General features: G+C 66.2%; 19 protein-coding genes. 16 read left to right on the forward strand and 3 right to left on the reverse strand.

Annotated elements, in window-relative coordinates; genetic code table 11:
• The first annotated feature begins 12 nt into the window (after positions 1–12).
• Genes FG94_RS22275 through FG94_RS22320 form a run of 10 tightly spaced genes read left to right on the forward strand, consistent with a single transcriptional unit; the run spans position 13 to position 9,010 of the window.
• Positions 13–1,209: a type II secretion system F family protein gene (locus tag FG94_RS22275; RefSeq protein WP_036216278.1), complete on the forward strand. Its 1,197-nt coding sequence runs from the start codon at positions 13–15 to the stop codon at positions 1,207–1,209.
• Positions 1,206–2,906, forward strand: a complete 1,701-nt coding sequence (locus FG94_RS22280) for a GspE/PulE family protein (RefSeq protein ID WP_036216279.1) — start codon at positions 1,206–1,208, stop codon at positions 2,904–2,906. Before FG94_RS22275 ends, FG94_RS22280 begins: the two co-directional genes overlap by 4 nt.
• Positions 2,899–3,705, forward strand: coding sequence for a hypothetical protein (locus FG94_RS22285; RefSeq protein ID WP_036216280.1), 807 nt, complete (start codon positions 2,899–2,901; stop codon positions 3,703–3,705). The genes FG94_RS22280 and FG94_RS22285 overlap by 8 nt, the downstream gene beginning before the upstream one ends.
• Positions 3,702–4,262, forward strand: a complete 561-nt coding sequence (locus FG94_RS22290) for a PilN domain-containing protein (RefSeq protein WP_036216283.1) — start codon at positions 3,702–3,704, stop codon at positions 4,260–4,262. The genes FG94_RS22285 and FG94_RS22290 overlap by 4 nt, the downstream gene beginning before the upstream one ends.
• Before the next feature lie 5 nt (positions 4,263–4,267).
• Positions 4,268–4,834 carry a hypothetical protein gene (locus tag FG94_RS22295; RefSeq protein WP_051997023.1) on the forward strand — a complete coding sequence of 189 codons (567 nt, stop codon included), beginning with the start codon at positions 4,268–4,270 and terminating at the stop codon, positions 4,832–4,834.
• The gene (locus tag FG94_RS22300; RefSeq protein WP_036216288.1) at positions 4,831–5,364 is read left to right on the forward strand and encodes a hypothetical protein; all 534 of its coding nucleotides are present in this window, start codon (positions 4,831–4,833) and stop codon (positions 5,362–5,364) included. The genes FG94_RS22295 and FG94_RS22300 overlap by 4 nt, the downstream gene beginning before the upstream one ends.
• Before the next feature lie 41 nt (positions 5,365–5,405).
• Complete coding sequence (locus FG94_RS22305) at positions 5,406–7,400, forward strand: secretin N-terminal domain-containing protein (RefSeq protein WP_229446043.1); 1,995 nt, start codon at positions 5,406–5,408, stop codon at positions 7,398–7,400.
• The gene (locus tag FG94_RS22310) at positions 7,400–7,870 is read left to right on the forward strand and encodes a type II secretion system protein (protein WP_036216292.1); all 471 of its coding nucleotides are present in this window, start codon (positions 7,400–7,402) and stop codon (positions 7,868–7,870) included. Before FG94_RS22305 ends, FG94_RS22310 begins: the two co-directional genes overlap by 1 nt.
• A gap of 5 nt (positions 7,871–7,875) precedes the next feature.
• On the forward strand, positions 7,876–8,259 hold the full coding sequence (locus FG94_RS22315; RefSeq protein ID WP_036216580.1) for a type II secretion system protein: 384 nt from the start codon (positions 7,876–7,878) through the stop codon (positions 8,257–8,259).
• Between the two features lies 1 nt (position 8,260).
• Entirely contained in the window at positions 8,261–9,010 is a 750-nt protein-coding gene (locus FG94_RS22320) for a type II secretion system protein (RefSeq protein WP_200880017.1), read from the forward strand.
• Positions 9,011–9,023: 13 nt separating this feature from the next.
• On the opposite strand, the gene murJ is transcribed toward FG94_RS22320, so the two are convergent.
• Positions 9,024–10,574, reverse strand: coding sequence for a murein biosynthesis integral membrane protein MurJ (gene murJ / locus FG94_RS22325; RefSeq protein WP_036216295.1), 1,551 nt, complete (start codon positions 10,572–10,574; stop codon positions 9,024–9,026).
• A gap of 234 nt (positions 10,575–10,808) precedes the next feature.
• On the opposite strand from murJ, the gene rpsT reads away from it, so the two are divergent.
• Both rpsT and FG94_RS22335 read left to right on the forward strand, forming a co-directional pair.
• A complete protein-coding gene (gene rpsT, locus FG94_RS22330; protein WP_036216299.1) occupies positions 10,809–11,075 on the forward strand; it encodes a 30S ribosomal protein S20 in 267 nt (88 codons plus the stop codon).
• A 302-nt stretch (positions 11,076–11,377) separates the two neighbouring features.
• A complete protein-coding gene (locus tag FG94_RS22335) occupies positions 11,378–13,612 on the forward strand; it encodes an NADP-dependent isocitrate dehydrogenase (RefSeq protein ID WP_036216302.1) in 2,235 nt (744 codons plus the stop codon).
• Between the two features lie 229 nt (positions 13,613–13,841).
• On the opposite strand, the gene FG94_RS22340 is transcribed toward FG94_RS22335, so the two are convergent.
• Positions 13,842–14,399 carry a pseudouridine synthase gene (locus FG94_RS22340; protein ID WP_036216305.1) on the reverse strand — a complete coding sequence of 186 codons (558 nt, stop codon included), beginning with the start codon at positions 14,397–14,399 and terminating at the stop codon, positions 13,842–13,844.
• A gap of 181 nt (positions 14,400–14,580) precedes the next feature.
• Between FG94_RS22340 and icd the strand changes: the two genes are divergently transcribed.
• On the forward strand, positions 14,581–15,834 hold the full coding sequence (icd, locus tag FG94_RS22345; protein ID WP_036216307.1) for an NADP-dependent isocitrate dehydrogenase: 1,254 nt from the start codon (positions 14,581–14,583) through the stop codon (positions 15,832–15,834).
• A 229-nt stretch (positions 15,835–16,063) separates the two neighbouring features.
• Here the strand turns inward: icd and FG94_RS22350 are convergent, their stop codons facing one another.
• Positions 16,064–16,267: a cold-shock protein gene (locus tag FG94_RS22350; protein ID WP_020653506.1), complete on the reverse strand. Its 204-nt coding sequence runs from the start codon at positions 16,265–16,267 to the stop codon at positions 16,064–16,066.
• 319 nt (positions 16,268–16,586) lie between these two features.
• On the opposite strand from FG94_RS22350, the gene clpS reads away from it, so the two are divergent.
• The 3 genes from clpS (at position 16,587) to FG94_RS22365 (ending at position 22,720) form a co-directional block, all read left to right on the forward strand.
• Positions 16,587–16,889, forward strand: a complete 303-nt coding sequence (gene clpS / locus FG94_RS22355; protein WP_027864722.1) for an ATP-dependent Clp protease adapter ClpS — start codon at positions 16,587–16,589, stop codon at positions 16,887–16,889.
• Positions 16,886–19,186, forward strand: a complete 2,301-nt coding sequence (clpA, locus tag FG94_RS22360; protein ID WP_036216310.1) for an ATP-dependent Clp protease ATP-binding subunit ClpA — start codon at positions 16,886–16,888, stop codon at positions 19,184–19,186. The genes clpS and clpA overlap by 4 nt, the downstream gene beginning before the upstream one ends.
• A gap of 120 nt (positions 19,187–19,306) precedes the next feature.
• The gene (locus FG94_RS22365) at positions 19,307–22,720 is read left to right on the forward strand and encodes a S41 family peptidase (protein ID WP_036216586.1); all 3,414 of its coding nucleotides are present in this window, start codon (positions 19,307–19,309) and stop codon (positions 22,718–22,720) included.
• Positions 22,721–22,792 lie beyond the last annotated feature (72 nt).

Raw genomic sequence — 22,792 nt, forward strand, 5'->3', positions numbered from 1 at the left:
AGGGCAGCCTTCATGCAGTTTGCCGTTCGTACCCTTGCGCCCGACATGTCGATCTCCAGCGTCGTCGTGGATGCCGCCGACGCGCTCGATGCCCGCCGCCAGGTCGAGGCGCGCGGCTTGTTCGTCAGCGCGGTCGAGCCGGCGCACGCTGCGCTGTTCTCCGGCAGGGGACGCAAGCAGGGCGGCAAGCTGTCCATCGTCCTGTTCAGCCAGGAACTGCTGGCCCTGCTCAACGCGGGCCTGGGCATCGTCGAAGGCCTGGAAGCACTGCTCGAGAAGGAGGCCAGCCCGGGCGCGCGCAGCGTGCTCGAACGCCTGCTGGGAGGACTGCGCGAAGGCAAGCGCTTCTCCAGCGTGCTGGCTGCCCAGCCCGACCTGTTCCCGCCGCTGTATGTCGGCATCGTGCGCGCCGCCGAGGGCACCAGCGACCTGCCGCGCGCACTGTCGCGCTACATCGACTACCAGCAGCGCATCGATACCGTGCGCAGCAAGATCGTCAGCGCCTCGATCTATCCCGTGATCCTGCTGCTGGTGGGCGGCGGCGTGAGCGCCTTCCTGATCGGTTACGTGGTGCCGAAGTTCGCCGAGGTCTACCAGGGCGCGGGGCGCTCGCTGCCCTGGATGTCGCAGCTGCTGCTCGACTGGGGCCAGTTCGCATCGAAGCACGGCGGCGCCATCGGGGTGGCCGCACTGCTGGCCATCGTCGGCGCGGTGGCCGGGGGCCGCCATTTGCTGCGCAGCGGCGGCATCAACCGCCTGCTGGTGCGCCTCCCGGGCATCGGCGAGCGTGCCCGCATCTATGAACTGTCGCGCCTGTACCTGACGCTCGGCATGCTCACCGAAGGCGGCATCACCATCGTCGGCGCCATCGAGACCGTGCAGCCGATGGTGTCCGGCACCGTGCGCAAGGGCCTGCTGCATGCGCGCGTCGCGGTCGAATCGGGACAGCCGCTGTCGACTGCCTTCGAAGCCAACGGGCTGACCACGCCGATCTCGCTGCGCATGCTGCGCGTGGGCGAGCGCACCGGCGACATGGGGCCGATGCTGACCCAGTCGGCCGCCTTCTATGACGGCGAGATCACGCGCTGGATCGACCGCTTCACCCGCACGTTCGAGCCGTTGCTGATGGCGGCCATCGGCCTGGTGGTAGGCGCCATCGTGGTGCTGCTCTACATGCCGATCTTCGACCTGGCCGGAGACATGGGATGAAAGACGATGCCGTGACCCAGGCCCCCCTCGATCCGACGCTGCTGGCGCGCGCCCGGGCACTGGCACTGCAGTCGCGCCGCGGCCTGGTGGCCGAACTCGAAGGCCTGAGCGGCCTGGAGCCGCGCCGGATCATCCGCGAGCTGGCGGCCCCGTTCGGCCTGCCGGTGATGGAAACCGCCGCCATGCTGGCGCAGGCTCCCGCATTCGACCTGCTGCCGCTGGCCGGCGCCATGTCGCGCCACTGCGTGCTGCTGCGCGATGCGTCCGGCCGGCTGACCGGCGTATTGTCCGATCCCTTCGACCTCGACCTGCAGACCTGGCTGGGCGCGCAGGCGCGCGCCACCGCCAGGCACCCGCTCGACCTGTGCCTGGCGCTGCAGTCCGACATCCAGGCCTACCTGTCCAAGCAGGAGGAATCGGCGCGCGCGGTGGACAGCCTGGTGGGCGCCGACGGGGAAGGGCGGCGCGACGGCAAGGCCAACGAGGTGCTCTCGTTTGCCTCGGTATCGGGAAGCGGCAGCCCGGCTGTCAAGCTGGTCAATTCGACCCTGTACGACGCCTTGAAAGCCGGCGCCTCCGACATCCACCTCGAGAGCACGGCCGGGGGGCTGGCGGTGAAGTACCGTGTGGACGGGGTGCTCGACCATGCGGCCACGGTGGGCGGCATCGAGCTGGCCGAGCACATCATCTCGCGCCTGAAGGTGCTGGCCGAACTCGACATCGCCGAACGCCGCATCCCGCAGGACGGCAGCTTCCGGGTCGAATCCGGCGGACGCGACATCGACCTGCGCGTGTCGATCATGCCCAGCATCCACGGGGAGGACGCGGTGATCCGTATCCTCGACAAGCGCGCCATGATCGAGTCCTATGGCGCGCTCACGCTCGAAGCCCTGGGCTTCGACGCGCCCTCGCTGGCCACCCTGCGCACGCTGGCCCAGGAAGCCTACGGCATGCTGCTGGTGACCGGGCCGACCGGCTCCGGCAAGACCACGACCCTGTACGCGGCGCTCACCGAGATCCACAACGGCCGCGAAAAGATCATCACCATCGAAGACCCGGTCGAGTACCAGTTGCCGGGCATCCTGCAGATTCCGGTCAACGAAAAGAAAGGCCTGACTTTTGCCAAGGGCCTGCGCTCGATCCTGCGCCACGACCCGGACAAGATCATGGTCGGCGAGATCCGCGACCGCGAGACCGCCGAGATCGCGGTGCAGTCGGCGCTGACCGGCCACCTGGTGCTCACGACCGTCCACGCCAACAATGTGTTCGACGTGTTCGGCCGTTTTACCCACATGGGCATCGATCCTTACGCCTTCGTGTCGGCCCTGAACGGCATCTGGGCCCAGCGCCTGATCCGCATGAACTGCCCGCACTGCGCGGCGCGCTACGAACCCGACGAGGCCGAGCTCGCCTCGGTGCACCTGGCGCGCGAGGACGCCCAGGATTACGTCTTCATGCGCGGCAAGGGCTGCGGCGACTGCCGCGGCACCGGCTACCGCGGGCGCCGTTCGATCGCCGAGATCCTGACCCTGAACGACGAGATCCGCGAGCTGATCGTCGACAAGCAGCCGATCCGACGCATCAAGGCCGCGGCCCACGCCAACGGCACCCGCAGCCTGCGCCTGGCCGCACTCGACCTGGTCAAGCGCGGCGCCACCACCATCGACGAGATCAAGCGGGTGACCCTCCATGCGTAGGAAGTTCGGACAGTCCCTGCGCCTGGGGGTGGCCGCCGACGGCCTGGCGCTGCTGCGCGTGGGCGGCTGGCCGCGCGCGGGTGCCGAGGTGATGGCCTTGCAGGCGGTCGAAGCCGGCGCCCCGGATGCGCTGGGCAAGGGCCTGCGTGCGCTGCTGGATGAATGCGATCCGCGCGGCTGGCCGCTGACCGTGGTGCTGGCCGACGACCTGGTGCGCCTGTGGCAGGTGTCGCCGCCGCCGGGCGCGACGCGCCTGTCCGACCTGCAGGCCGCTTGCGCCCTGCGCCACCAGCACCTGTTCGGCGCGCCGCCGCTCGAGTGGCGCATCAGCGCCGACTGGGATGCGGCCCGTCCTTTCCTGGCCGCCGCCGCGCCCGAAGCACTGCTGGCCCTGCTGGAGCTGCTCGCGCGCGAACACCGCTTCCACCTGGTCGAGGTGGCGCCGCAGTTCGTGGCTGCCATGAACGCCTGGCGCCGCCAGCGCCGCCCTGGCGCCTGGTTCGGGCTGGTGCATAGCGGCGTGCTGTCCATCGCCGCCTTTGAGGGCAGTTCCCTGGCGGCGGTGCGCACCGCCGTGATCCCGCAAGGCGCCGACCGCGACTGGCTGGAAGCCCACGTCGCGCGCGAAGCCCTGCGGGTCGGGGTGGGGAGGCCGGAACGCCTGCAACTGTGCGGCGCCGCCCCGGCAGGCTGGGCCAGCTCGGCGGGCCGCCTGAAGTTCGCCTGCACCCTGCTGGAAGACGACAGCGCCGACTGGCCGCTGCACGTGCGCCTGGCGCGCACCGGGATCGCATCATGAAGCGCACCAATATCGATTTCGCACCGCGCAGCCTGCGGCGCGCCCTGTTCCGCATACCGCCGCGTTTCGCCGCTTTCCTCTCCCCCATCGCCATACTGTGCTTCGTGCTGGTATCGGAGGTGCGCCAGTACCAGGAAGAACGCGAAGGGCTGGAAGCATTGCAGGCTGCCATCGCGGCGCGCTCGCAGGCCGTGCGCCCGCTGCCGGTGGCCGCGCAGCCGACGTTCACGGTGTCCGATGCGCAGGCCCAGGCCGTCAACGACGCCGTCATGCAGCTCAACCTGCCGTGGCGCGACCTGGTCGAGGCGGTGCGCGCGGCCACGCCGGGCAACGTCGCCCTGCTGGCGCTGGAGCCGGACGCCAAGCGCCGCACCCTGCACATCACGGCCGAGGCGAAGAACAGCGACGACATGCTGGCCTACGTGGCCAGGATGGAAGAGCAGGGCTGGTTCGCATCGAGCGCCCTGGTGCGCCACGAGATCGCGGAGCAGGAGCCGAACCGGCCGCTGCGTTTCCAGATCAGCGCTCAATGGGGTGCAAGCGGGGGCGGCCAATGAAGGACATGAGCCTGTCCTCCTTGTGGCTGCGCGTGGTGCTGGCCCTGCGCCGCATGAATCCGGTGGTGGCCGGCGCCGTCGCGCTGGCGCTGGCGCTCATGGTGGCTTTCTTCCTGGTGCTGCGTGCCCAGGTCGACCTCGACCAGCAATATGCCGAGGCGCGGCGCCAGGCCGCTCTGCCGCCGCCGGCGCCCGGCGCCATCGCGCCGCCCGCGCCGAGCGCCGACCAGAACCTGGCCCATTTCTATGCCTCGCTGGGCGAGCGCGGCAAGGTCGAGCGCCAGCTCAAGACCCTGTTCGCCCTGGCCGAGAAGAACGGCCTGGCCCTGCGCCAGGGCGAGTACCGCAGCAGCCAGGACCGGGCAGGGCGCTTCCTCGCCTACCAGATCACCCTGCCGGTGACAGGTCGCTACGGCGCGATCTGGCAGTTCGCCTTCGACGCGCTGCGCGCGCTGCCGCACGCCTCGCTCGACGACGTGGCGTTCCGGCGCGACGCAATCGGCAGCGAGACCGTGGAGGCGCGCCTGCGCCTGACGCTCTACCTGTCCGCCACCCCGGGAGTGCCGCGATGAAGCCGCGCCATGTCGCGATGGCCGTGGCCCTGGTGGCGGCCGCTTGTCTGGCGGTCTTCGGCGACAACACGCCCGAGGACGTGGTGGCCGAGCCGGTCGAGCGGGCGCAGGTGCCCGCAGCCGCAGCGGCGACGGAAACCCGGGCCGCCTCGGACAAGGACAAGAACGTGGCCATCCTGCGCCTGGTCCCGCGCGAGGTGCTGATCGGCGACAGCGACGATCGCTTCAACGGGGGCGAGAATGGCGTGTTCGCGCGCCAGGACTGGACCCCGCCGCCACCGCCGCCGGCGCCGGCGCCGCCACCGCCGCCGCCGAGCGCGCCGCCGCTGCCCTTCACCTTCATCGGCAAGTCGCTGCAGGACGGCGTCTGGGAGATCTACCTTGCCCGGGGCGAGCGCACCCATCTCGTGCGCGAGAACACGGTCATCGACGGCATGTACCGGGTCGATGCGATCAAGCCGCCGGTGCTGACCCTGACCTACCTGCCGCTGAACCAGGTTCAGCAGCTCAATATTGGAGTGTTCGACTGATGCTTCGCTTAGTTTCGCCCACGAAGACACGTGTGCTGGGTATGGCGCTGGCGGCCGTGCTGATCGGCGGCTGCGCCGGCCAGCGCGCCTACCAGGAAGGCAATGCGCTGGTGGCGCAGGACCAGGTGGCGGCCGGGCTGGCGAAATACCAGGAGGCGGTCGCCGCCGACCCGGGCAATCCCCAGTACCGCAGCGCCTACCTGCGCGCGCGCGACACGGCGGCCGACCGCCTGGTCAAGCAGGCGGAAAGCGCGCTCGCCAGCAACCAGACGGAAGCGGCGTTGCAGGATTACCGCCGGGTGCTGGCCTTCGACCCGGCCAACGAGCGCGCCAGAGCCGGCCTGCGCCAGGTCGAGGCCGACCGCCGCCACGCCGCCATGCTGCAGGAGGCGCGCGCCGCTTTTGAGAAGGGGGAACTCGATGGCGCGCGCCAGAAGCTGGCCGCGATCCTGACCGAGCGCCCGGCGCACGAGCCGGCGCGCCTCCTGATGCTGGACGTGGACGAGAAGGCGGCGGCAAGCCCTGCCGCCGAGGCGGCGCTGGCGGCGTCCTTCCGCAAGCCGATCAGCCTGGAGTTCCGCGACGCGCCGCTGAAGCAGATTTTTGAAGTCATCTCGCGCCACGCGGGCCTGAACTTCGTGTTCGACAAGGACGTCAAGGCCGACCAGCGCAGCTCGATCTTCCTGAAGAACAGCACGGTCGAGGCGGCGGTCTACTACCTCCTGATGACCAACCAGCTCGAGCGCCAGGTCATGGACGGCAACACCATCCTGATCTACCCGAACGTGGCGGCCAAGCTGAAGGAATACCAGGAGATGACGGTCAAGACCTTCTTCCTGGCCAACGCCGAAGCCAAGAACATCGCCAACACCTTCAAGACCATCCTCAAGTCGCGCGACGTGGTGGTGGACGAGAAGCTCAACCTGGTGATCCTGCGCGACAGCCCGGAAGCGGTGCGCGTGGCGACCCAGCTGGTGGCGCTGCAGGACGTGCCCGAGCCGGAAGTCATGCTGGAAGTCGAGGTGCTGGAGATCAAGCGCAGCCGCCTGGTCGACCTCGGGATCTCCTGGCCGGGCTCGGTGTCCTTCGCGCCCTTGGCCTCGCTCGACGGCCCGGTCAGCATCGACCAGCTGCGCGGCCTGAACCGCGGCAACGTCGGCGTCATCAGCGACCTCTCCGCCACCGTCAACGCCAACAAGACCGACGGCGACTCCAACATCCTGGCCAATCCGCGCATCCGCGTGCGCAACAAGGAAAAGGCCAAGGTCGTCATCGGCGACAAGATCCCGAACATCTCGACCACGATCTCGTCGGGCGTGGGCGGCTTCGCTTCCGAATCGGTGAACTACATCGACGTCGGCCTGACCCTGAACGTGGAGCCGACCATCTACCTGAACAACGAGGTCGGCATCCGCATCTCGCTCGAGGTCAGCACCCTGGGCGACTCGGTCACCACCCGTTCCGGCACCGTGGCCTACCGCATCGGCACCCGCTCGGCGACAACCTTCCTGCAGCTCAAGGACGGCGAGAACCAGGTGCTGGCCGGTCTGATCAGCAATGAGGACCGCTCCAGCGGCAGCAAGCTGCCGGGCATCGGCGACCTGCCGATCGTCGGCCGCCTGTTCGGCAGCACGCGCGACACCAGCGACCGCACCGAGATCGTGCTGTCGATCACCCCGCGCCTGGTGCGCACGGTGCAGCGTCCGGCGGCGGCCAGCTCCGAGTTCGGCGCCGGCACCGAGGCCAGCTTCCGCCGCCGTCCGGACAGCACGGCGCGCGCGCCGGTACAACTGCCGGTCAGTGCGGCCGCGGCCGCTGCCGCGCGTGCGGCAGGCGCGGCGCAGGGCACGGCGCCGGTCGGCGCCCCGGCCGTCGGATCGCCGGAGCGTCCGATTTCCGTACCTCCGTCGCAACTGCCCGTGACGCCGCAGACCGGCTCGCCGCAATCCGGCCAGCCGCCATCGAGCCCCGCTACCAACCTGCAGGTGGTCCCGGTCGCGCCGCCGCCACCCGCGAACCCGGCCACGCAACGCTGATGTCCACACGCGGCTTCACGCTCATCGAGCTCCTGGTCACGCTGGCGATCCTGGCCCTGCTGGGAACGCTCGCAGTGCCGGTGGCCCAGGTGACGGCGCAGCGCCGCGATGAAGCCGAGCTGCGCCGCGCCTTGCGCGAGATCCGCGCCGGCATCGATGCCTACAAGAAGGCGAGCGACGAAGGCCGGGTGGCCAAGGCTGCGGGCGCCACCGGTTATCCGCCGCGCCTGGAGATGCTGGTCGAGGGCGTGCGCGACCAGAAGAGTCCGAAGCAGGCGCAGGTCTATTTCATGCGCCGGTTGCCGCGCGATCCTTTCCATGCCAATCCCGATTCCTCGGATGCCGAGACCTGGGGCAAGCGCAGCTATGCCAGCGAACCGGACGAGCCCAGGGAGGGTGACGACGTCTACGACGTGTATTCCATGTCCGAGAAGCCGGGACTGAACGGCATCCCCTACAACAAGTGGTGAACCCGATGTCCAAGCTCACGCGCCTGCGCGCATTCACCCTGATCGAACTGCTGGTGGTGCTGGGCATCGTGGCCCTGCTGTTGACGCTGGCGGTGCCGCGCTTCTTCCCGAGCATCGACGCTACCCGCGAAACCATCCTCGAGGAGAACCTGCGCAATACGCGCGCGATCATCGACCAGTACAAGGCCGACACCGGGCGCTATCCGGATTCGCTCGAGCAGCTGGTGGAGAAGAAGTACCTGCGCGAGCTGCCGATGGACCCGATCACCGAGAGCCGCGAGACCTGGATCGTGGAGCCGCCGCAGGAAGAGGAACAGGGCGAGGTCGGCAACATCAAGAGCGGCGCGCCGGGCAACGGCCGCAAGGGCAAGCCCTACGCGGAGTGGTAGCATGCGTGCCCGACGCCAGGCCGGCTTCACCTACCTGGGGCTGATCATCCTCGTCTTCATCGTCGGCCTGGTCGGCGCCGCCACGCTGAAGGTCGGCGCGCTGCTGCAGCGCGCCCAGCTGGAAACCGAACTGCTGGAGACCGGCGCCCAGTTCAGCGCCGCGCTCAAGAGTTATGCCGACGCCACCCCGCGCGGCCAGCCGACCCAGCCCCTGACGCTGCAGGAGCTGCTGCGCGATACCCGCTTCCCGACCCCGCGCCGGCATCTGCGCAAGATGTTCGTCGACCCCATTACCGGCCAGCCGGAGTGGGGGATCGTGTCGGCGGCCCAGGGCGGCCGCATCCTGGGAGTGTACAGCCTGTCGCAGGCGCAGCCGCTCAAGCTCGCCGGCTTCGACGAGCGCTTCCCCAATTTCGAGAACCGTGAGCGCCACGCGGACTGGAAGTTCATGGCGCTCGGGCAGGGCGCCGCCCCGCCGCCGCGCCGCGTGCCGGGCGCCTCCGCGGAGCCGCCGATCACGATGGCGCCGCCGCCGGAGCAGCCGGCCGGGCCGGCCGCCGCACCGGTGGAGGCGCAGGCGCCGATGCGCGAGGTGGCCCCGCCCCCGCGCAACGAGCCGGAGCCCGAGGCGCCGCGCGAGGAAGCGCCGGAGCCGGCTGCCGACGACGACCAGGAACAAGACAAGGACGAGGGCAGGGACAAGGACGGCCCCAGGGAGCCGCCGCCCCCGGCCACGGATTCCGGGCACTAGGGGGCGCTTGTCTCTACTTGGCGCGGCGCTTGAAGTCGCGCGGGCGGAAGCCCAGCGCCAGCAGCACCGCGAAATAGGCGCAAGCGGCCACCGCGATGATCCCCGCCAGCGCGCCCGCGCGCAGCAGCGGCGTGGCGCGCAGCGCGATCCAGTCGAACTGCGCCTGGCCGAACCAGGACACGGCGCCCATCACGCTCACCGCGACCAGGAGCTTGAGGAAGAACTTGCCCCAGCCCGGCTGCGGCACGTAGATGTGGCGCCGGCGCAGGCCGGTGTACAGGAAGGCCGCGTTGATGCAGGCGCCCACGCCGATCGACAGCGCCAGGCCGGCCACGCCGAACAGCGGCACGAACACGAGGTTGAGGAGCTGGGTCGCCACCATCACGCCGACCGCGATCTTGACCGGGGTGCGCACTTCCTGGCGCGCATAGAAGGCCGGCGCCAGGGTCTTGACCAGGATGAAGCCGAGCAGGCCGGCGCTGTAGGCCATCAGCGGCAGCGAGGAGTGGGCCACGTCCTGGGCGGTGAACACGCCGTAGTGGAACAGGGTGGCGATCATCGGCACCGCCAGCGTCGCCATGCCGACCGAGGACGGCACGGCCAGCAGGAAGGTCAGGCGCAGGCCCCAGTCCAGCAGCGAGGAGTATTCCTGGGTGTCGCCTTCGGTGTTCGCCTTGGCCAGGCTGGGCAGCAAGATGGTGCCCAGGGCCACGCCCAGCAGGGCGGTGGGGAATTCCATCAGGCGGTCGGCGTACTGCAGGGCCGTCACTGCGCCCGCGGCCAGGCTGGCGGCGATGGTGGTGTTGATCAGGAGGCTGATCTGGGCCGCCGACACCGCGAACACGGCCGGCCCCATCTTGCCGAGCATGCGGCGGACGCCGCTGTCGCGCAGTCCGGTCATGGGATTGAGCGAGAGGCGCGGCAGCATGCCGAGCTTCACCAGCGAAGGGATCTGGATCGCCACCTGGGCCAGGCCGCCCAGGCACACGCCCACCGCCATCGCATAGATCGGCTGCTCGAAATAATCGGCCAGCACCAGCGCCGAGACGATGAAGGAGATGTTCAGCAGCACCGGCGTGATGGCCGGGACCTTGAAGTGGCGCCAGGTATTGAGCACGCCGCTGGCCAGGGCCACGAAGGCCATGCAGGCGATGTAGGGGAACATCATGCGCGTCATGAGCACGGCGGCGTCGAAGGCTTCCGGTTCGCGCTGCAGGCCGCCGCCGATCAGGTGGATCAGCACCGGCGCGGCGAGGATGCCGACGATGCTGGTCAGCACCGTCGCCCAGACCAGCACGGTGGCCACGTGGTCGACCAGGGTTTTCGTGGCTTCCTGCCCGTGTTTGGTCTTGTACTCGGTCAGGATCGGCACGAAAGCCTGCGAGAACGCGCCTTCCGCGAACAGCCGCCGCAGCAGGTTGGGCAGGCGGAAGGCGATGTTGAAGGCGTCGGTGAAATTCGAGGCGCCGAAGGTGGCGGCAAACAGGCTGTCGCGCAGCAGACCGGTGACGCGGGACACCATGGTCATGCTGGAAATAGCGGCGAGGGTACGGAGCAGGTTCATGGCCCGGGATTATACTTGGGCAATAGTCCCGCAAGTGGCGGCGCACGTGCTCTCAGGCGACAATTATTGAATTATGAATTGCCCTAAGTGCTTTCGTTCGCTATAATCGTGGGCTGTACTGAATTCTGTTAGCAGACACGAATCGTTGGGCAGGCACTCGTCGGACATAAATGAGGCGCCAGTTTCACTCGCGAATGTTTGCAAACGCAACTTGACCCCGATTTAGGAAATTTCATGGCAAATACCGCACAAGCGCGCAAACGCGCTCGTCAAGCAGTTAAGCAAAACGCACACAACTCGGCACAGCGTTCGACCCTGCGTACCGCAATCAAGGCAGTTCGCAAGGCCATCCAGGCTGGCGACAAGGCCGCTGCGACCACCATCTTCCAGCAGTCCGTGTCGACCATCGACAGCATCGCTGACAAGAAGATCATCCACAAGAACAAGGCAGCCCGCCACAAGAGCCGCCTAGCTGCTGCCCTGAAGGCACTGTCCGCTTAATTAGCGAGGTGCGTGCGGCCTAGGCCGCGCAGGCAGTTCTGTGCAGAGCAAGACCCGCCCGACTTCGGTCCTGGCGGGTTTTGTCGTTTGCTGCATATGCCTGGGCTCGCTTTGAAATCCACGGGGTCCGGCCGGCGGTCAAAAATTTAAAACCCATGGCGCACAGTAAAATACTGGTGCATAATGTGAAACGCCGTCTTATGTCTTATAGAAGACTTCGCGAAGTCCCGCCTTCAAGACCTGAGCGTTACCACCTGTTTTTTGACATCGTGCGACCCGCATGATCATCGAGGAAAAAGCGTATGAGCAGTGATCCGACCATCATCTACACCCTGACCGACGAGGCCCCGCTGCTGGCGACCCACGCCTTCCTGCCAGTCGTCAGCACCTTCACCAAGCCGGCCGGTATCAAGGTCGAGCAGGCCGACATCTCGGTTGCCGCCCGTATCCTGGCGCAGTTCCCGGAAAACCTGACTCCGGAACAGCGTGTCCCGGACGTGCTGACCGAATTGGGCAAGAAAACCCTGGAACCGGACGCGAACATCATCAAGCTGCCGAACATCTCGGCCTCGGTGGGCCAGCTGACCGCCGCTATCAAGGAACTGCAGGCCAAGGGCTACAATCTTCCCGACTACCCAGCCGATCCGAAGACCGACGAAGAGAAGGCCATCAAGGCCAAGTACGGCAAGTGCATCGGCTCGTCGGTGAACCCGGTCCTGCGCGAAGGTAACTCCGACCGCCGCGCACCGAAGGCCGTCAAGGAATACGCCCGCAAGAACCCGCACTCGATGGCTCCGTGGTCGCAGGCATCGCGCACCCACGTGTCGCACATGACCCATGGCGACTTCTACCACGGCGAAAAATCGATGACCCTGGACGCCGCCCGCGACGTCAAGATGGAACTGGTCACCAAGTCGGGCCAGACCATCGTGCTCAAGCCGAAGGTCGCGCTGCAGGCCGGCGAAATCATCGATTCGATGTTCATGAGCCGCAAGGCCCTGCTGGCCTTCTACGAGCAGCAGATCAACGATGCCAAGGACACCGGCGTGCTGTTCTCGCTGCACGTCAAGGCGACCATGATGAAGGTCTCGCACCCGATCGTGTTCGGCCACTGCGTGCGCATGTTCTACAAGGAAGCCTTCGAGAAGCATGGCGCCCTGTTCGACAGCCTCGGCATCAACGTCAACAACGGCATGGCCGACCTGTACAACAAGATCGCCGCGCTGCCGGCCTCGCAGCGCGAAGAGGTCGAGCGCGACCTGCACGCCTGCCAGGAAAACCGTCCGGCGCTGGCCATGGTCGACTCGACCAAGGGCATCACCAACTTCCACTCGCCGAACGACGTGATCGTCGATGCGTCGATGCCGGCCATGATCCGCGCCGGCGGCAAGATGTATGACGCCACCGGCTCCCTGAAGGAAGTCAAGGCGGTGATCCCGGAATCGACCTTTGCCCGCATCTACCAGGAGATCATCAACTTCTGCAAATGGCACGGCGCCTTCGATCCGAAGACCATGGGCACCGTCCCGAACGTGGGCCTGATGGCGCAGCAGGCCGAGGAATACGGCTCGCACGACAAGACCTTCGAGATTCCGGAAGACGGCGTGGCCAACATCACCGACCTGGCTACCGGCGAAGTCCTGATGAGCCAGAACGTGGAAACCGGCGACATCTGGCGCATGTGCCAGACCAAGGACGCCCCGATCCGCGACTGGGTCAAGCTGGCGGTCACCCGCGCGCGCAACTCGGGCATGCCGGCCGTGTTCTGGCTGGACCCGTACCGTCCGCACGAGAATGAACTGATCAAGAAGGTCAAGACCTACCTGAAGGATCACGACACCACCGGCCTGGACATCCAGATCATGTCGCAGGTCCGTGCGATGCGCTACACCCTGGAGCGCGTCTCGCGCGGCCTGGACACCATCTCGGTGACCGGCAACATCCTGCGCGACTACCTGACCGACCTGTTCCCGATCCTGGAACTGGGCACCTCGGCCAAGATGCTGTCGATCGTCCCGCTGATGGCCGGCGGCGGCATGTACGAAACCGGCGCAGGCGGCTCGGCGCCAAAGCACGTGCAGCAGCTGACCGAAGAGAACCACCTGCGCTGGGATTCGCTGGGCGAGTTCCTGGCCTTGGCCGTGTCGCTGGAAGACCTGGGTATCAAGACCGGCAACAACAAGGCGAAGGTGCTGGCCAAGACCCTCGACGCCGCCACCGGCAAGCTGCTGGACAACCGCAAGTCGCCGTCGCCGAAGACCGGTGAACTCGACAACCGCGGCAGCCAGTTCTACCTGTCGATGTACTGGGCCCAGGAGCTGGCCGCGCAGACCGAGGACGCCGAACTGGCAGCCAAGTTCGCGCCGCTGGCCAAGCAGCTGGCCGAGAACGAAGCCAGGATCGTCCAGGAACTGCTGGAAGTGCAGGGCAAGCCGGCCGACATCGGCGGCTACTACAAGGCGGACGACGCCAAGGTGAAAGCCGTGATGCGTCCGAGCGCGACCTTCAACGCTGCGCTGGAGTTGTTCGCAGCCTAAGCGATAGACTGCATCAAATGAGAACGCCGGCTTCATGCCGGCGTTTTTTATTCACCGACCTTTAGAACCGTCGTACGCCCCACTGGGGCCTACGACTTCCGGCGTAGGCCGGCACCCAATTTCGTCGCATCATGTTGGCAGATGCACGCAAGCGCTTGTAAGACGCATAGGAATTGGATCCCGGCCTACGCCGGGATGACGACTCATAAGCCGGTAGGCCATATCCCTTTTATCGAAGCGCCGACGCTGGCACCTCAATAAACTCCCCCGGCATCAAGGGATGCGTCGCCAGCGAAAACGGCCCGATGCTCGAGCGCACCAGCCGCAGGGTCGGCAATCCCACCGCCGCGGTCATCCTGCGCACCTGCCGGTTTTTCCCTTCTTCCAGCGTGATCGCGATCCAGCTGGTCGGCTTGTCCTGGCGCGCGCGGATCGGCGGATTGCGCGGCCACAGCCAGGCCGGCTCCGCGATGCGCACCGCCTTGCACGGCTTGGTGACGAAGTCGCCCAGGTCCAGCGGCGCCTGCAACCGCGCCAGGGCGGCGCTGTCCGCCATCCCGTCCACCTGCACCAGGTAGGTCTTGGCTTCCTTGTGGTCCGGATGGGCGATCTTGTGCTGCAGCTTGCCGTCGTCGGTCAGCAGCATCAGGCCTTCGCTGTCGGCGTCCAGGCGGCCGGCAGGGTAGATGTTCGGGATGTCCAGGTAGTTGGCCAGGGTCTCGCGGCCGTCCTGGCTGGAGAACTGGCACAGGACCTGGAAAGGTTTATTGAAGAGGATCAGAGGCATGGAGTGCGAATCGGTACATAAAAGGTGCTGCGTAGCGCCTCGGAAAATACTGGTGCATAATGCAAGATGCTGGGAAGGTGTCTTATACAAGACTTGCAGCCGTATTCCACATTGTAGATGAAATGCGGGCCGGGCCCGACGCCGCGACGCGGCCTGCCACGCGACCACATGGGAGAGCATGATGTACCAACATATCAAGGTCCCGGCCGACGGCCAGAAAATCACCGTCAACGCCGACTTCTCGCTGAACGTGCCGGACAATCCGGTCATTCCATACATCGAGGGTGACGGCACCGGCGTCGACATCACCCCGGTCATGCTCAAGGTGGTCGACGCGGCCGTGGCCAAGGCCTATGGCGGCGCGCGCAAGATCAGCTGGATGGAAATCTACGCCGGCGAAAAGTCGACCCAGGTCTATGGTCCCGACGTGTGGCTGCCCACCGAAACCCTGGACGTGGTGAAGGACTACGTGGTCTCGATCAAGGGCCCGCTGACCACCCCGGTAGGCGGCGGCATCCGTTCGCTCAACGTCGCGCTGCGCCAGGAACTCGACCTCTACGTCTGCCTGCGCCCGGTGCGTTATTTTGCCGGCGTGCCTTCGCCGCTGAAGCAGCCGGAAAAGACCGACATGGTGATCTTCCGCGAGAACTCGGAAGACATCTACGCGGGCATCGAATGGGCCGAAGGCTCCGAAGGCGTCAAGAAGGTCATCAAGTTCCTGACCGAGGAGATGGGCGTCAAGAAGATCCGCTTCCCCGAGACCTCCGGCCTGGGCGTCAAGCCGGTCTCGCGCGAAGGCACCGAGCGCCTGGTGCGCAAGGCGATCCAGTACGCCATCGACAACGACAAGCCCTCGGTGACCCTGGTCCACAAGGGCAACATCATGAAGTACACCGAAGGCGGTTTCCGCGACTGGGGCTATGCGCTGGCGCAGCGCGAGTTCGGCGCCGAGCTGATCGACGGCGGACCATGGTGCAAGTTCAAGAACCCGAAGAGCGGCCGCGAGATCACCATCAAGGATTCGATCGCCGACGCCTTCCTGCAGCAGATCCTGCTGCGCCCGGCCGAGTACAGCGTGATCGCCACCCTGAACCTGAACGGCGACTACATCTCCGACGCGCTGGCGGCCCAGGTGGGCGGCATCGGCATCGCGCCGGGCGCCAACATGTCGGACTCGGTGGCGATGTTCGAGGCCACCCACGGCACCGCGCCGAAGTACGCCGGCAAAGATTATGTGAATCCGGGCTCGCTCATCCTTTCGGCGGAGATGATGCTCCGCCATATGGGATGGCTTGAGGCGGCCGATCTCATCATCAGCGCGATGGAACGCGCGATCACCTCGAAAAAGGTCACGTACGACTTCGCGCGCCTGATGGAAGGCGCCACCCAGGTGTCCTGCTCGGGCTTCGGCGAGGTGATGATCGAGCAGATGTAAGCTTGGCGGATCCGATGTTTCATCGGTGACGAAAGCCCCGTACGCGCCGGCGCCGGGGCTTTTTTCATGGATTGGCATCGCACTGTTGAAAGACACCCGCGACTTCTCGGCGGAACTGGCTTATGCTCGCACCCAGGGTGCATGAAATGCGGGACGGCAGGCGAGGGGGGGCCAGGCGCGAAAAAAAACCCCGCCGTGGCGGGGTTCTTCGCTTCCGGGAGGGGAATGATTACATGCCCTGGATGTTGGAAGCTTGCTTGCCTTTCGGGCCTTGCGTGACTTCGAATTGGACTTTTTGACCTTCTTTGAGGGTCTTAAAACCGTTCATGTTGATCGCGGAGAAGTGTGCGAACAGATCCTCGCCGCCGTCATCAGGAGTGATGAAGCCAAAACCTTTGGAATCATTGAACCACTTAACAGTACCAGTTGCCATAAAAGAACTTTCAAATTTTAACAAATCACACGAGCCATAAAAGCAAGAAGCTTCTTGCCCCCTCCTCAGCCTGCTCACTTCTTATCAACAAGTACATAAGTACAATGTCAATGACTGCATTGTTGGTGGAATAATCACTGAAGTCAAGCGGTTTTGGGGGGCTGTTGCCAAATTTTTCACGGCAGAGGTAACACGGCTCTTGATTTCGTCAATTGGATCGCCATCTGCGCATTCATCGGAAAACCAGTAACATGGAAGCACATGAGAACGAGCTGATGTTTACGCTTGGCACAGACATTGAAAGCATTAAAATACGCCCATGGCTACGAAGCATGACACCGAACAGCTGCTGGAGCGGCAAACTGTAAAACCGCCACCCTTGTATCAGGTGGCGTTGCTGAACGACGACTACACGCCGATGGAATTCGTGGTTGCGATCATCCAGGAGTATTTCAACAAGGATCGCGAAACGGCGACCCAGATCATGCTTTCTGTGCATCGGCACGGCAAGGGCGTCTGTGGGGTGTTTTCCAAAGATATAGCGTGTACCAAAGTGGAGTTTGTCTTAACGCATGCGCGTAAGGCAGGGCACCCCCTGCAGTGCGTGATGGAGGAAGTATGATTGCGCAGGAACTTGAAGTATCCCTACACATGGCCTTTGTCGAAGCCCGTCAGGCCCGCCACGAGTTCATTACCGTGGAACACCTGCTGCTGGCCCTGCTCGACAACCCATCAGCCGCCGAAGTCCTGCGTGCGTGCGCGGTCAATATCGAAGACCTGCGCAAGACCTTGACTAATTTTATCGGTGATAACACCCCGACCGTGCCCGGCACGGGCGAGGTCGACACCCAGCCGACGCTCGGATTCCAGCGCGTGATCCAGCGCGCGATCATGCACGTCCAGTCGGCCTCGAACGGCAAGAAGGAAGTCACCGGCGCCAATGTGCTGGTGGCGATCTTCGGCGAGAAGGACTCGCACGCCGTCTACTACCTGCACCAGCAGGGCGTGACCCGTCTCGACGTGGTCAACTTCATCTCGCACGGCGTGCGCAAGGACCAGCAGCTCGACACCAGCAAGGCGTCGGAAGGCGTGGAAGAAGCGCAGGTCGAAGGCCAGGCCAAGGAAAGCCCGCTCGACCAGTTCACCCAGAACCTGAACAAGTCGGCCGCCGACGGCAAGATCGATCCGCTGATCGGGCGCGAGGAAGAAGTCGACCGCGTGATCCAGATCCTGTGCCGCCGCCGCAAGAACAATCCGCTGCTGGTGGGCGAGGCCGGTGTCGGCAAGACCGCCATCGCGGAAGGCCTGGCATGGCGCAGCGTCCAGGAAGACGTGCCCGAGATCCTGCAGAACGCCGTCGTGTATTCGCTCGACATGGGCGCGCTGCTGGCCGGCACCAAGTACCGCGGCGACTTCGAGCAGCGCCTCAAGGCCGTGCTCAAGCAGCTCAAGGACACCCCGAACGGCATCCTGTTCATCGACGAGATCCACACCATCATCGGCGCAGGTTCCGCGTCGGGCGGCACGCTCGACGCGTCCAACCTGCTCAAGCCGGCCCTGGCCAACGGCCAGCTCAAGTGCATCGGGGCGACCACGTTCACGGAGTTCCGCGGCGTGTTCGAGAAGGACCATGCGCTGAGCCGCCGCTTCCAGAAGGTCGACGTCAACGAACCGTCGGTCGAGCAGACCGTGGCGATCCTGCGCGGCCTGAAGTCGCGCTTCGAAGAGCACCACGGCGTGAAGTATTCGGCGTCGGCGCTGTCGACCGCGGCCGAGCTGGCGGCGCGCTTCATCAACGATCGTCATCTGCCGGACAAGGCCATCGACGTGATCGACGAGGCGGGCGCGGCACAGCGCATCCTGCCGAAGTCGAAGCAGAAGAAGACCATCGGCAAGACCGAGATCGAGGACATCATCGCGAAGATCGCGCGGATCCCTCCGCAGACCGTCAACCAGGACGACCGCAGCAAGCTGCAGACCATCGACCGCGACCTGCGCAACGTGGTGTTCGGCCAGGACCCGGCGATCGAGGCCCTGTCGGCCGCGATCAAGATGGCGCGTGCCGGCCTGGGCAAGACCGACAAGCCGATCGGCTCCTTCCTGTTCTCGGGCCCGACCGGCGTCGGCAAGACCGAGGTCGCCAAGCAGCTGGCCTTCATCCTGGGCATCGACCTGGTGCGCTTCGACATGTCCGAGTACATGGAGCGCCACGCGGTGTCGCGCCTGATCGGCGCGCCGCCGGGCTACGTCGGCTTCGACCAGGGCGGCCTGCTGACCGAGGCCATCACCAAGAAGCCGCACACCGTGCTGCTGCTGGACGAGATCGAGAAGGCCCATCCGGACATCTTCAACATCCTGCTGCAGGTGATGGACCACGGCACGCTGACCGACAACAACGGACGCAAGGCCGACTTCCGTAACGTGATCATCATCATGACCACCAACGCGGGCGCCGAAAGCCTGACCAAGCGCTCGGTGGGCTTCGTGGATTCGAAGGCGGCAGGCGACGAGATGGCCGACATCAAGCGCATGTTCACGCCGGAGTTCCGCAACCGCCTGGACGCGATCATCAGCTTCCGCGCGCTGGACGAGGACATCATCCTGCGCGTCGTGGACAAGTTCCTGATGCAGCTGGAAGAGCAGTTGCACGAGAAGAAGGTGGAAGCCGTCTTCACCGAGAAGCTGCGCAAGTTCCTCGGCAAGAAGGGCTTCGACCCGCTGATGGGCGCCCGTCCGATGTCGCGCCTGATCCAGGACATGATCCGCAAGGCGCTGGCCGACGAGCTGCTGTTCGGCCGCCTGGTCAACGGTGGCCGCGTGACGGTGGATCTGAACGAGAAGGACGACGTCGTCCTCGAGTTCCCGGAAGGCGACGCACTGCCGCCGCCGGCTCCGGCCGAGACGGTCGAGATCGAGTAATCCCCGGTCTCGCAATGAAAACCGCGCATCGAGCGCGGTTTTTTTTTGCACGTATGCACATTGCGCGCCCATCGGCATGTGGCAAACTCTTCCGCTTGAGTAACCCTTGCCATTGTGAACATGCAACTGTCCCGCACCATCCTCGCCCTGTCGCTGGCCCTGATCGGCAGCCAGGCCGCCGCCGATCCCTACTTCCGTTTTCCCGCGATCCGCGGCGACAGCATCGTCTTCACCGCCGAGGGTGACCTATGGCGCACGACCACCCAGGGCGGCAAGGCCACCCGCTTGACCACGCATCCTTCCAGCGAAACCCAGGCCGCGATCTCGCACGACGGCAAGCTGGTCGCCTTCGCCGCCTCGTATGAAGGCGCCCAGGAAGCCTACGTGATGCCGATCGAGGGCGGCCTGCCCAAGCGCATCACCTTCGAAAACGGGGGCGTGAACGTGCTGGGCTGGACCGCGCAGGGCGAAGTCCTGGTCAGTACCGAAAATTCGGTGGGACCCTCGAAACACCGTATCGTCGCCGCCCTCGACCCCATCAAGATGACGCGCCGCGTGCTGCCCCTGGCCGACGCCAACGACGCCGTGCTGAGCGACGACGGCCGCACCGTGTTCTTCACGCGCATGGGCCTGTCGATGACCAACGATAACGTCAAGGCCTACCGCGGCGGCGCCCATGCCCAGCTGTGGCGCTACGAACTCGGCGCCAAGGGCGAGGCCACGCGCCTGTTCAAGGACGACGAGGCCAACAACCGCCGCGCCATGTGGTGGCAGGGCCGCATCTACTTCATCAGCGACACGGGCGGCGCCGACAACATCTGGTCCGCGCTGCCCGACGGCAGCGACCGCAAGCAGCACACGGGGCATACCGAATGGGACGTGCGCACCGCCTCGCTGGGCGACGGCCGCATCGCCTACCAGCTGGGCGCCGACCTGCGCGTGTTCGACATCGCCGCTGGCACCGACACGCGGGTAGAGGCCAGCCTGGTCTCGGACTTCGACCAGCAGCGCACCCGCCGCGTGCGCTCGCCGCTCGACGCGCTGACCAGCATCGATGTCGCCAACAAGGCCCAGCGCATCGTGCTGACGGCGCGCGGCAAGGTGACCATCGCCGGCACCGGCAGCTACCGCCGCGTCGAGATCGCGGTGCCGGACGGGGCGCGCGCCCGCGGCGCGGTGTTCAGCCACGACGACAAGTGGGTCTATGCATTCGTCGACACCACCGGCGAGAACGAGATCTGGCGCTACGCCGCCGACGGTTCCGGCAAGGGCGAGCGCCTGACCATCGACGGCGCCAGCCACCGTTCCGGCATCTACCCGTCGCCGGACGGCAGGTACCTGGCCCACACCGACAAGAAGGGCCGTACCTGGCTGCTCGACCTGCAGGCCAGGACCAACGTCATCATCGACGACGCCAACCAGGTCGGCGCCGAGCGTCCGGACCAGGTGGTGTGGTCGCCGGACAGCCGCAACCTGGCGTTTGTCCGGGTCGGCAGCAGCGAGCAGCGCAACCAGATCGGCATGGTCAACCTGGCCTCGAAACGCGTGAGCTTCGTCACCACCGACCGCTACACGGCCAACTCGCCGGTGTTCTCGCCGGACGGGAAGTGGCTGTACTTCCTGTCTGCGCGCCACTTCAACGTGAGTAATGCCGGTCCCTGGGGCGACCGCAACATGGGTCCCGTGTTCGACCGCCGCGTCGGCATCTATGCGCTGGCATTGCAGCCGGGCGTACGCTTCCCCTTCAAGCCCGAGGACGAGCTGACCACGCCGGAAGTGGCATCGCCCGAGGCCGCCGCGCGCGCCGCGGTCCAGACCCCGGGCAAGGAAGAGGCCGACAAGACCGCCGCCGTCGCCGCGGCCGCGGCAGCCACCGCGGCGGCGAATGCCGCGGATGCCGCCACAGGCGCGAAGGCCAAGGCGGCGCCGACCCCGGCGATCGACTACGCCGGCCTGCGCGAGCGTCTGTACGAAGTGCCGGCCGCCCCAGGCAACTACCGCGCCCTGGCCATCGACGAGAAGCGCCTGTACATCCTCGAATCGGACAACGGCCGCAGCGGCGCGCTCAAGACCCTCGAGATTTCGCGCAGCAGCCCGCAGCTGGAAACCTTCGTGAACAACGTGCGCGAGTTCGGCCTGAGCACCGACCGCAAGCACGTGTTCTACCGTACCTTCCATGCCAGCGGACCGGGCGAGATGCTGATCGTCGCCGCCGGCGCCAAGGCCCCGGCCGACGTGTCGAAGGCGCGCATCAAGATCGACGACTGGGCGGTGAGCACCAACCCGCGCCTGGAGTGGAAGCAGATGTTCAACGATGCCTGGCGCATGCACCGCGACTTCCTGTACGACGCCAACATGCGCGGCATCGATTGGGCCGCAGTGCGCAAGCGCTACGCGCCGCTGGTCGAGCGCGTGACCGACCGCGCCGAGCTCAACGACGTGCTGGGCATGATGGTGGGCGAGCTCGGTGCGCTGCACTCGCAGATCATCCCGGGCGACGTGCGCCGCGCCGCCGGCGAGGGCGTTCCCTCGAGCCTGGGCGCCGTGCTGTCGCGCACGCCCGAGGGCTTCCGCGTCGACCGCGTCTACCGCAGCGAACCCGAGCTGCCGTCCGAGCGCGGGCCGCTGGCGGCGCCGGACGTCGGCGTCAAGGAAGGCGACATCATCACCGCCGTGAACGGCAAGTCGCTGGCGGAAAGCAGGGACATCGCCGACCTGCTGCTCGACCAGGCCGACAAGCAGGTGCTGCTGCACGTGAAGAGCGGGGCGGGCAAGCCGCGTCCCGTGATCGTGACGCCGGTGTCGATGGCGCAGCACGCCAGCCTGCGCTACGCCGACTGGGAACAGGGCAGGGCGCAGCAGGTCGACCAGGCCTCGAAAGGCAGGATCGGCTACCTGCACCTGCGCGCCATGGTCGCGCGCGACATCAACGCCTTCGCCCGCGACTTCTACGCCAACATCAACAAGGAAGGCCTGATCATCGACGTGCGCCGCAACAACGGCGGCAACATCGACAGCTGGATCATCGAGAAGCTGCTGCGCCGCTCGTGGGCATTCTGGACCTCGAACGGCACCCTGCCGCAGTCGAACATGCAGAACACCTTCCGCGGCCACCTGGTAGTGCTGATGGACGAGCTGACCTACTCGGACGGCGAGACCTTTGCCGCCGGCGTCAAGGCCCTGAAACTGGGCCCGCTGGTGGGCAAGCGCACCGCCGGCGCCGGCGTCTGGCTCAGCGACGGCAACAGCCTGGCCGACAACGGCAGGGCGCGCGTGGCCGAGTTCGGCCAGTTCGCCGCGGATGGCGAATGGCTGATCGAAGGCGTGGGCGTGGCGCCCGACGTCGAGGTCGACAACCTGCCGCACGAGACCTTCGAAGGCCGCGACCGCCAGCTGGAAGTGGCGATCGGACTGCTCGAGAAGAAGATGAAGGAGCAGCCGGTCAAGCCGTGGAAGCCGGCCGCGATCCCGGCGCTCAAGCGCCAGTGGGAAGCCGGCGAAGCCGCCGGCAAGGCGCCGCCGACCAACAAGTAAGCGCCTCCCTGCCGTGACATTCGCAGGCGCGGATGTCACGGATTTTCATCGCCCTGTCACATTGCATTTTTA

The organism is Massilia sp. LC238 (assembly GCF_000735635.1).
GTDB classification, from domain to species: domain Bacteria; phylum Pseudomonadota; class Gammaproteobacteria; order Burkholderiales; family Burkholderiaceae_D; genus Telluria; species Telluria varians.

Coding starts and splice junctions, on each gene's coding strand:
- murJ (WP_036216295.1), bottom strand. CDS start 10,574: ATGAACCTGCTCCGTACCCTCGCCGCTATTTCCAGCATGACCATGGTG.
- FG94_RS22320 (WP_200880017.1), top strand. CDS start 8,261: ATGCGTGCCCGACGCCAGGCCGGCTTCACCTACCTGGGGCTGATCATC.
- clpA (WP_036216310.1), top strand. CDS start 16,886: ATGATTGCGCAGGAACTTGAAGTATCCCTACACATGGCCTTTGTCGAA.
- rpsT (WP_036216299.1), top strand. CDS start 10,809: ATGGCAAATACCGCACAAGCGCGCAAACGCGCTCGTCAAGCAGTTAAG.
- FG94_RS22310 (WP_036216292.1), top strand. CDS start 7,400: ATGTCCACACGCGGCTTCACGCTCATCGAGCTCCTGGTCACGCTGGCG.
- FG94_RS22275 (WP_036216278.1), top strand. CDS start 13: ATGCAGTTTGCCGTTCGTACCCTTGCGCCCGACATGTCGATCTCCAGC.
- FG94_RS22285 (WP_036216280.1), top strand. CDS start 2,899: ATGCGTAGGAAGTTCGGACAGTCCCTGCGCCTGGGGGTGGCCGCCGAC.
- FG94_RS22300 (WP_036216288.1), top strand. CDS start 4,831: ATGAAGCCGCGCCATGTCGCGATGGCCGTGGCCCTGGTGGCGGCCGCT.
- FG94_RS22315 (WP_036216580.1), top strand. CDS start 7,876: ATGTCCAAGCTCACGCGCCTGCGCGCATTCACCCTGATCGAACTGCTG.
- clpS (WP_027864722.1), top strand. CDS start 16,587: ATGGCTACGAAGCATGACACCGAACAGCTGCTGGAGCGGCAAACTGTA.
- FG94_RS22340 (WP_036216305.1), bottom strand. CDS start 14,399: ATGCCTCTGATCCTCTTCAATAAACCTTTCCAGGTCCTGTGCCAGTTC.
- FG94_RS22280 (WP_036216279.1), top strand. CDS start 1,206: ATGAAAGACGATGCCGTGACCCAGGCCCCCCTCGATCCGACGCTGCTG.
- FG94_RS22350 (WP_020653506.1), bottom strand. CDS start 16,267: ATGGCAACTGGTACTGTTAAGTGGTTCAATGATTCCAAAGGTTTTGGC.
- FG94_RS22290 (WP_036216283.1), top strand. CDS start 3,702: ATGAAGCGCACCAATATCGATTTCGCACCGCGCAGCCTGCGGCGCGCC.
- icd (WP_036216307.1), top strand. CDS start 14,581: ATGTACCAACATATCAAGGTCCCGGCCGACGGCCAGAAAATCACCGTC.
- FG94_RS22305 (WP_229446043.1), top strand. CDS start 5,406: ATGGCGCTGGCGGCCGTGCTGATCGGCGGCTGCGCCGGCCAGCGCGCC.
- FG94_RS22335 (WP_036216302.1), top strand. CDS start 11,378: ATGAGCAGTGATCCGACCATCATCTACACCCTGACCGACGAGGCCCCG.
- FG94_RS22295 (WP_051997023.1), top strand. CDS start 4,268: ATGAGCCTGTCCTCCTTGTGGCTGCGCGTGGTGCTGGCCCTGCGCCGC.
- FG94_RS22365 (WP_036216586.1), top strand. CDS start 19,307: ATGCAACTGTCCCGCACCATCCTCGCCCTGTCGCTGGCCCTGATCGGC.